General features: G+C 54.0%; 7 protein-coding genes. 3 read left to right on the forward strand and 4 right to left on the reverse strand.

All coding sequences use genetic code 11. From position 1 onward, the window contains the following. Positions 1 to 106 precede the first annotated feature (106 nt). Positions 107 to 670, reverse strand: a complete 564-nt coding sequence (gene efp / locus ACTCIA_RS15790) for an elongation factor P (protein WP_463002765.1) — start codon at positions 668 to 670, stop codon at positions 107 to 109. An 88-nt stretch (positions 671 to 758) separates the two neighbouring features. Continuing rightward, a complete protein-coding gene (locus ACTCIA_RS15795; protein WP_463002766.1) occupies positions 759 to 1520 on the reverse strand; it encodes a phosphoribosylanthranilate isomerase in 762 nt (253 codons plus the stop codon). 156 nt (positions 1521 to 1676) lie between these two features. Between ACTCIA_RS15795 and guaA the strand changes: the two genes are divergently transcribed. The 3 genes from guaA to larB are packed head-to-tail and all read left to right on the forward strand — an operon-like array spanning position 1677 to position 4851. Further along, positions 1677 to 3206, forward strand: coding sequence for a glutamine-hydrolyzing GMP synthase (gene guaA / locus ACTCIA_RS15800; RefSeq protein WP_463002767.1), 1530 nt, complete (start codon positions 1677 to 1679; stop codon positions 3204 to 3206). Positions 3207 to 3213: 7 nt separating this feature from the next. Then, positions 3214 to 4095 carry a hypothetical protein gene (locus ACTCIA_RS15805; RefSeq protein ID WP_463002768.1) on the forward strand — a complete coding sequence of 294 codons (882 nt, stop codon included), beginning with the start codon at positions 3214 to 3216 and terminating at the stop codon, positions 4093 to 4095. Between the two features lie 6 nt (positions 4096 to 4101). Beyond that, positions 4102 to 4851: a nickel pincer cofactor biosynthesis protein LarB gene (gene larB / locus ACTCIA_RS15810; RefSeq protein WP_463002769.1), complete on the forward strand. Its 750-nt coding sequence runs from the start codon at positions 4102 to 4104 to the stop codon at positions 4849 to 4851. A gap of 20 nt (positions 4852 to 4871) precedes the next feature. Here larB and ACTCIA_RS15815 read toward each other — a convergent pair whose 3' ends face one another. Continuing rightward, positions 4872 to 6707, reverse strand: a complete 1836-nt coding sequence (locus tag ACTCIA_RS15815) for a cation:proton antiporter (protein WP_463002771.1) — start codon at positions 6705 to 6707, stop codon at positions 4872 to 4874. A gap of 128 nt (positions 6708 to 6835) precedes the next feature. Next, the gene (locus tag ACTCIA_RS15820) at positions 6836 to 7543 is read right to left on the reverse strand and encodes a TrmH family RNA methyltransferase (protein WP_463002770.1); all 708 of its coding nucleotides are present in this window, start codon (positions 7541 to 7543) and stop codon (positions 6836 to 6838) included. Positions 7544 to 7643 lie beyond the last annotated feature (100 nt).

Genomic DNA, 7643 nt, shown 5'->3' on the forward strand with positions numbered 1-7643 from the left:
GTTCAAGATCAAGGCTTGCGCAATTTCGAAGAATGCAGCGTACTTAGCCGTACGTGAAATTCTGAGAAATTGCGCGTAACGCAGATATTGGACTTTTACAGCGCCATCATTCCTTTACCCGTTCCACGTACTGGCCGGTGCGGGTATCGATGCGCAGTTTCTGGCCTTCTTCCACAAACGGGGGGACCTGCACGGTCAATCCGGTTTCCAGCTCAGCCGGCTTATAACTGCCCGAAGCCGTATCCCCCTTGACCCAGGGATCAGAGCGAACAACCCGCAATTCGATGAAATTGGGCAGCGAAAGCCCGATGGGCCGGCCCTGGAAAAACAAGACGTCGCAGACCGTGTTTTCCTTTAAATACTTCACCGAATCGCCGAGCTGCTCAGCTGACATGGAATCCTGCTCAAAGTTGGAGGTATTCATGAAATGATAATGGTCCCCGTCGGTGTAGAGGTATTCCATTTGCTGCTCATCGAGATCGGCCTTGTTGATTTTTTCCCCGGAACGGTAGGTTTTGTCAAACTGAGTCCCGGTGATCATGTTTTTGAGCTTGCACTTGTAAAGGGCCTGGCCCTTGCCGGGCTTGACGAACTCAAAATCCACAATCTCATAAGGGTCACCGTCGATTTCAATTTTCAGACCCTTTCGCAGATCTCCGCTTTCATACATAATTGTTTCTCTCCTATCTGAAAAAATATGTCTTTTTTACAAGTAGTGTTAAGTTTTAAGTGATTAAGTGTTAAGTAAAATAAAGAATTTAAAGGCCGGATTGAGCGGCGGCTTTTCTGGCTTCTGTAACAAACCGGGCGACTTTTTCCGGGTCCTTGGAAAAACGGATGGGCTGTCCAAATGCGTCCCGGGCATTGGTCAGGGTGCAGCTGTCCACCCCGGCCGGGCCAATGGCTTTTACCGCATCGCCGACATTGTCCGGAGACAGCCCTCCGGCGGCAATTACCGGAATGGCACTCTGGGCAACCAGTCGGGCGGCAATATCCCAGTCGCAAATGCTGCCGGTGATCCCCACATAACCGTTTTCCGGCTGGTGCTGCACGGCATTGTTTTCCAGCAGCAGGGTATCGGTAAGGAAAAAATCAGATAATGGCTCAAAATGTCTGGCCAGTTCCAGAACCGGAAAATCACCGCCCATGCCCGGAGGCGGTACAGGAATGGAACGGATGACGGCAATCCCGGGGAAACGCTGCTTTACCGTGGCCTGCATGGACATCAGCCGCCCGCACCAGGGTTCCCAGCCTTCAGGGGCATCGAGCACTGTGTGACAGAAATGGATCATGTCCGGCTGATAATAATCAAGGGCCGCGCTGATGGCATCCATGTCGTCAAACAGCGGAATCAGACTGCTTTTGGCCCCTGCAGCGGCCACCTCCCGGATCGTCTGCCAAAGCCGGGGCTGCTTCCAGTCATCTGCGGCCGTTAGAACCGAGCCAATGTGATCCACCCCAAGCTCCGCCATTGCTGCGGCTTCCCGGGGGGTCTGGATTTCATATATCTGGACGATCAACCAAAAGCTCCGTTTTGCGCGTGAATAAAAAAAAATAGCGTTGACATTTGCGGGTTGCTTTAACATATTCATTTTGTTTAAGCAAATGGTTTGCGCGGATCCCGCAGCGCTTTTTTCGCCGGATCAGCCAACACAAACCCCCGATTTGAGGCATAAATGATAGTTGTCATTGATTTTGGCTCCCAGTACAACCAGCTGATTGCAAGACGCGTGCGGGAACAGAAAGTCTACTGCCAGATTGAACCCCCGGATATTGAAATCGAGCGGCTGCAAGGCTTGAACCCCGAAGGCATCATTCTTTCCGGGGGACCGGCCAGCATATATGAAAAAAACAGCCCAAGGGTATCAGAGGCCATTTTTGACCTCGGCATCCCTGTACTCGGCATTTGCTATGGCATGCAGTTTATGGTCCACGCTCTGGGCGGAAACGTTTCAAAAGCACACAAAAGGGAATACGGATTTGCCCGGCTCCATATTCAAAACCCGGACCCGCTGATGGCCGGAATCGAAGAATCCACCCGGTGCTGGATGAGCCACGGAGACGCCATCACCGGACTGCCCGAAGGTTTTGTCACCACCGCAGTGACAGAAAACACCCCAATGGCCGCTGTGGCAGATTATAATCGGCAATTTTACGGCCTGCAGTTTCATCCGGAAGTCGAGCACACACCCGGGGGCAAACAGATGCTCAAAAATTTCCTGTTTTCCGTTTGCGGGTGCAAAGCCGGCTGGACCATGAAGAGCTTTGCAAAGGATGCGGTAAAAGAAATACGAGATGCAGTGGGCGATAAACAGGTAATCCTTGGATTAAGCGGCGGCGTGGACTCTTCTGTGGCGGCCATGCTCATCCACCAGGCCATCGGCAGGCAGCTCACCTGCATTTTCGTGGACAACGGGCTGCTGCGGCAGAGTGAAGGCGCGCGTTTGAAAAAACTCTTCGGCCAGCACCTGAAAATGAACATTGATTATGTCAATGCCGGCAAACAGTTTACAGATGCGCTCAAGGGGGTTTCTGACCCGGAAAAAAAACGCAAGATCATCGGCAAAATCTTCATGGACGTATTTGAAGCAGAGGCCCGCAAAATCAAGGACGCAGAATTTTTGGCCCAGGGGACCCTTTATCCGGACATCATCGAATCCCAATCCGCTTTCGGGGGGCCTACATCCATTATCAAATCCCACCACAACGTGGGCGGCCTTCCCAAAAAAATGAAACTCAAACTCATCGAGCCCTTGAAATTTTTATTCAAAGATGAAGTGCGCAAACTGGGCAAAACCCTGGGACTGCCCGAGGAACTGGTGTGGCGCCAGCCTTTTCCAGGCCCGGGCCTGGCCATAAGAATCATCGGCGAAGTCACCCGCAAGCGTCTGAGCGTGCTTCGCAAGGTGGATGCCATCCTGCTTGAGGAAATCCGGGCCGCAGGCTATTACAAAAAGGTCTGGCAATCTTTTGCGGTCCTGCTGCCCATCAAAAGCGTGGGCGTCATGGGCGACAAACGCACCTATGAAAACATCGTGGCCCTGCGGGCGGTAACCAGCGTGGACGCCATGACAGCCGACTGGGCCAAACTGCCCCACAAGCTGCTGGGCACCATCTCCAACCGGATCATCAACGAGGTCAACGGGGTGAACCGGGTGGTCTATGACATCAGCTCCAAACCCCCCGGCACAATAGAATGGGAGTAGAAACAATATGGAAGAGCAGCAGGATCCAAAGGGCTTTAAAATTGATTTTACAGAAGATGAGACCGAGCCGCGGGCAAAAAAAACCGCCGTACCGCCCAAAAAAAAGCCGTCCTCTGCCCCGGTTCTCAAGGCCGGCATCATTTCACTTCTGCTCTTCGGGCTGCTTGCCGGCCTTCTGTTTTTCGGTTATGTTATTCTCGACGACAGAATCGGGCAAATAGAGGCCCAACAGGATCGCCAATCCCGGCAGGTTGAAGAAAACATCGAAGAGATGGCGGAAGAACGCTTTTCCGCCCTCTCGGATCTGGTCAGCGAACCCACCCGACAACTCAAGGCCCGGGTGCTGGAACTGGAAAAACAGGTAAAGAACCTGTCTTCGGCCAACTCCCAACTTGAAAAAAACCTTGCCGAATTGCGCCAGGAAACGAAAAACAGGATCGCCGGAGTGGAAAAGCAGGTTTCTGCCCAGGAAAAAGCCGCACAATCCGGGATCAACGACCTGGAGTCCCGGCTCACTGCGGAGTTGGAAAAGCTTCGCGAGACAACCTCCGCCCTGGAACAAACCCTTGGTGAAGCCGGGAAATTCGGCCCGCGCATCAATGAAGCAGAAAAGCGCATTGCGGGTTTCAGCGACCGGTTTGTCAACCTGGAAGAAAAAATCAATGCCGTGCAAAAACAAGCCCAGGCTGGACCCGATACGGCTGAGCTGGAAAAAACCGTAAACCGCAAGATAAACGAAAATACAGCCGGACTGCAAAAACAAATCCAGGACTTGCAGCAACAGATCCAATCCCTGGAAGCCATTATGCGGACCCTGGAAAGGGTGCAGACATCCGGGGAAAATACCGGTTCCGGCGCAGGGGAAATGATTGAACAGGAACTGCAGTAGCCGCCCATGAACAGCGATACCTTAAAACGTCTTCTCCAGGCCGTGGCCAGCGGGCAAACATCAGTGGCCTCGGCCGCCGATTCTCTTCAGCATCTTTTCGTGGAAGACATTGAATACGCGCATGTGGATCATCACAGGACCCTGAGAAAGGGGTTTCCGGAAGTCATTTTCGGTCAGGGCAAGACCGCAGAGCAAATCGCCGGGATCATGGAGAAAATGAGTGCCCAGGACGACAGAGTGCTGGTCACCCGGCTTTCTGAACAAAAGGCCGACCATATTCAGGCACTTTTTCCAGAGTCTGTGTATCATGCTGACGCCCGGGTTCTGCTGCTGGAAAAAACCCCGCCGCCCATCTGCGGCAGAGGCCCGGTTCTGGTCATGTCTGCGGGCACCTCGGATATACCGGTGGCCAAAGAGGCTTGCCTGACCGCCCGGGCCATGGGAAACGAGGTTGAAACGGTCTATGATGTGGGTGTGGCCGGCATTCACCGGCTGTTTTCCCATAAGGAAGCCATTGAACGCGCATCGGTGCTGGTTGTGGCAGCAGGCATGGAAGGCGCCCTGCCAAGCGTGGTGGCCGGCCTGGTCAACCGGCCGGTAATCGCGGTGCCCACCAGCGTTGGCTACGGCACCAGCCTGGGCGGGATAACCGCCCTGTTTGCCATGTTAAACTCCTGCAGCTCCAATGTGGCTGTGGTCAACATTGACAATGGATTCGGCGCCGGTTACATGGCAGCCATGATCAATCGCCCGTAAACAACCCCCTTTGCCCCGGCTTACGACGGGCTTTTACACTCGTAATCCGGCTGCTGGGGCCGGGAAACTGTTGCCGGGGATTGCTCATTGTCCTTTGCCGCCACCAGGGCAATCAGGGTATGGCCCGCAGAAAGGCTCACGGATGTATCCAGGGTCACGGGTGTGGCCAGGCCATTGCTGTCAATGACAAACAAGGGAATATCGGTGTTGTCATAATACCTGGAAAAATCCTCGTATTTGAAATTCTGTGTGAGTTTCACGGTTTTGACGATCCCGTTGCCCAGCATCCGGCCGTAGAGGTAAGAAAAACTCGCCCGCTTGTCAAACAGATAGCGCCCCCGCAGATGACCCGGCAGCACTTCTTCGGCATGCACCTGTTCAACATCGGGGGGCAGCTGAAACACTTCCATGTGATCAAAAATCTTGCGGTAATGCAAAACGGCCAGAGCGTTTAACTCGTCATTGGGCGACAGGGCCAGCAACCGGCCGATGCCGCAGAGCCGGATATTGTCTGTAAACACGTTGGTGTATCTGCAGGGCAGCCCGGCCATGCGCGCGGCCTTGATATTGGCCCGCTGGCTGTCCACCAGCAGAATGCGGCAGCCCGCATCATGGAGGGCAATGCCGATTTTTCTGGCCAGCAGGTGGGCGCCCACGATGAGAAACCCGCTCGGCCGGGGCTCTGCTATTTTGAGTATCCTTGCCAGGGGCGATGCCAGAGCACTATAGAAAAATACCGTGACAATGATGACAAAAAAGGTCAGCGGTACAAGCTGATCAGCCATGGGATATCCGCTTTGGGACAGCCGCAGGGCGAAAATCGAAGACACTGCCGCAGCCACAATCCCGCGCGGGGCCATAAAAGCCATAAACAGCTTTTCCCGGATATGGAGCCTGGAGCCCATGGCCGACAGCATCACCGCAGCCGGCCGGACCAGGAAAATGAGCAGAACAATAAAGACCACGGCTCCCGGATCAATAACCGTCAGATCTGAGATCCGCAGCCTTGCTGTCAGAATGATAAACAACAGCGAGATGATCAAAACCCGCAGGTCTTCCTTAAACTCGATGATATCGCGCAGGGCCACGGATTTCTGATTGCCCAGCACAATTCCCATGACCGTTACCGCCAGCAGGCCGGATTCCTCGGCAATAAAATTGGAAAGGGTAAATACCGTAATCACAAGGGCAAGCGAAAAAGGATTTTGCAAAAAGTCGGGAATCCAGAACCTTCGGATCATGCGGATCAGAAAATAAGCGCCTGCCAGGCCCAGCACGGCTCCGGCGGTAATCATCCGGATCATGCCCAGCAGAAAAATGGTGGTGCCGGCAGCAGGGCTTGCAGTGGTGACAATCACGTCAAAGACCAACACCGCCAGCAGGGCGCCGATGGGATCGATGAGGATGCTTTCCCATTCCAGGGTGGCATCGGTATTGTGGGGCAGGCGCACATGCCGCAGCAGCGGGCCGATGACCGTGGGCCCGCTGACCACGATGATGGCACCCAGCAGCACGCTTAGCATCAAGGGGAGATCCAGAAACAAAAACGCCAGGAAGCTTCCGCACACCCAGGTCACCAGCACGCCCACGGTGATGAGATTGCGCACCACATCCCCGGTGTATTTCAGCTCTTCAAGCCGCAGGTTGATCCCGCCTTCAAACAGAATCACGGCCACGCCCAAAGACACAAATACGGGCAGCATATCCCCAAACAGGGCGTCCGGGTCCATCAAGCCGGTCACAGGCCCGGCCACCAGCCCGAATACCAAAAGCAGCATGATCGAAGGCAGCTGAAGCCGCCAGGCCAGCCATTGGGCCAGCACGCCAAGGAAAAGCAGAAGAGTGACGCCAGCCATGAGTTCCACGTAACCATTACCTCCGGGTATGAAAACAAATCATTGGACAGATCCATAGTGACCGAACGAAAAATCCTGGTTTTCGTTCAGGCACTATTATAAACACGAAACCGTCCCGGGGCACATGGTTATTTACCGACTGATTCAAAGCTTTGGGCGTGTTGTTTCATAAAGCGCGCAATCAGCAGATCCGAATGCCGGACGCTTTGCTTGAGCCATTCCAGGCGCAAATCCTGCTTTTCCTCTTCTGCAAGCCCCCAGTTGATCTTTGAGGCCCGGAGCCGGCGGACAAGCTCGTAAAACACCAGGGCAGCGGACACGGAAATATTGAAACTTTCCGTAAACCCGTACATGGGAACACGCAGGAATTCATCCGCATTTTCCATCAAAACATCAGAAAGGCCTTCAAGCTCGGTACCGAAAAAAAAAGCGGCTTTTCCTGCAGAAAGGTTAAAATCCGGCAGGGAAACGTCGCGGCTGTGGGGTGTGGTGGCAACGATCCGGTAGCCGCGCCTCCGCAGGACCGAAACCGCCGCAAGGGTGTTGTGGGCAAGGCTGTTGTGACGAATCAGGGTCAGCCACTTGGAGGCGCCAAGGGCCACATCCGGGTTGACCCGGTATTCATACTCGTTTTCGATGATATGGGCGTCCTGAATGCCGAAACAATCCATGCTCCGCAGCACGGCACTGGCATTGTGGCCCTGAAAAACATTTTCCAGGGCAACCGCCAGGTACCGGGTGCGGTTTGCCAGGACCCGCTCGAAAGTATCCAGGCGCCTTTGGGTGGCAAAACCGGAGAGATATTGGATCAGCTGCTTTTTGTGCTTTCTATTCACAACCTTCGATATCCGTCAGAGACCAAAAGGATTCAAGCATAAATCCGAAGCACGAAATCCGAAATGCGAAACAATATCGAATCAGCCAAACTCGAATTTT

The organism is Desulfosalsimonas sp., from assembly GCF_055149105.1.

Coding starts and splice junctions, on each gene's coding strand:
- larB (WP_463002769.1), top strand. CDS start 4,102: ATGAACAGCGATACCTTAAAACGTCTTCTCCAGGCCGTGGCCAGCGGG.
- ACTCIA_RS15815 (WP_463002771.1), bottom strand. CDS start 6,707: ATGGCTGGCGTCACTCTTCTGCTTTTCCTTGGCGTGCTGGCCCAATGG.
- ACTCIA_RS15805 (WP_463002768.1), top strand. CDS start 3,214: ATGGAAGAGCAGCAGGATCCAAAGGGCTTTAAAATTGATTTTACAGAA.
- guaA (WP_463002767.1), top strand. CDS start 1,677: ATGATAGTTGTCATTGATTTTGGCTCCCAGTACAACCAGCTGATTGCA.
- efp (WP_463002765.1), bottom strand. CDS start 670: ATGTATGAAAGCGGAGATCTGCGAAAGGGTCTGAAAATTGAAATCGAC.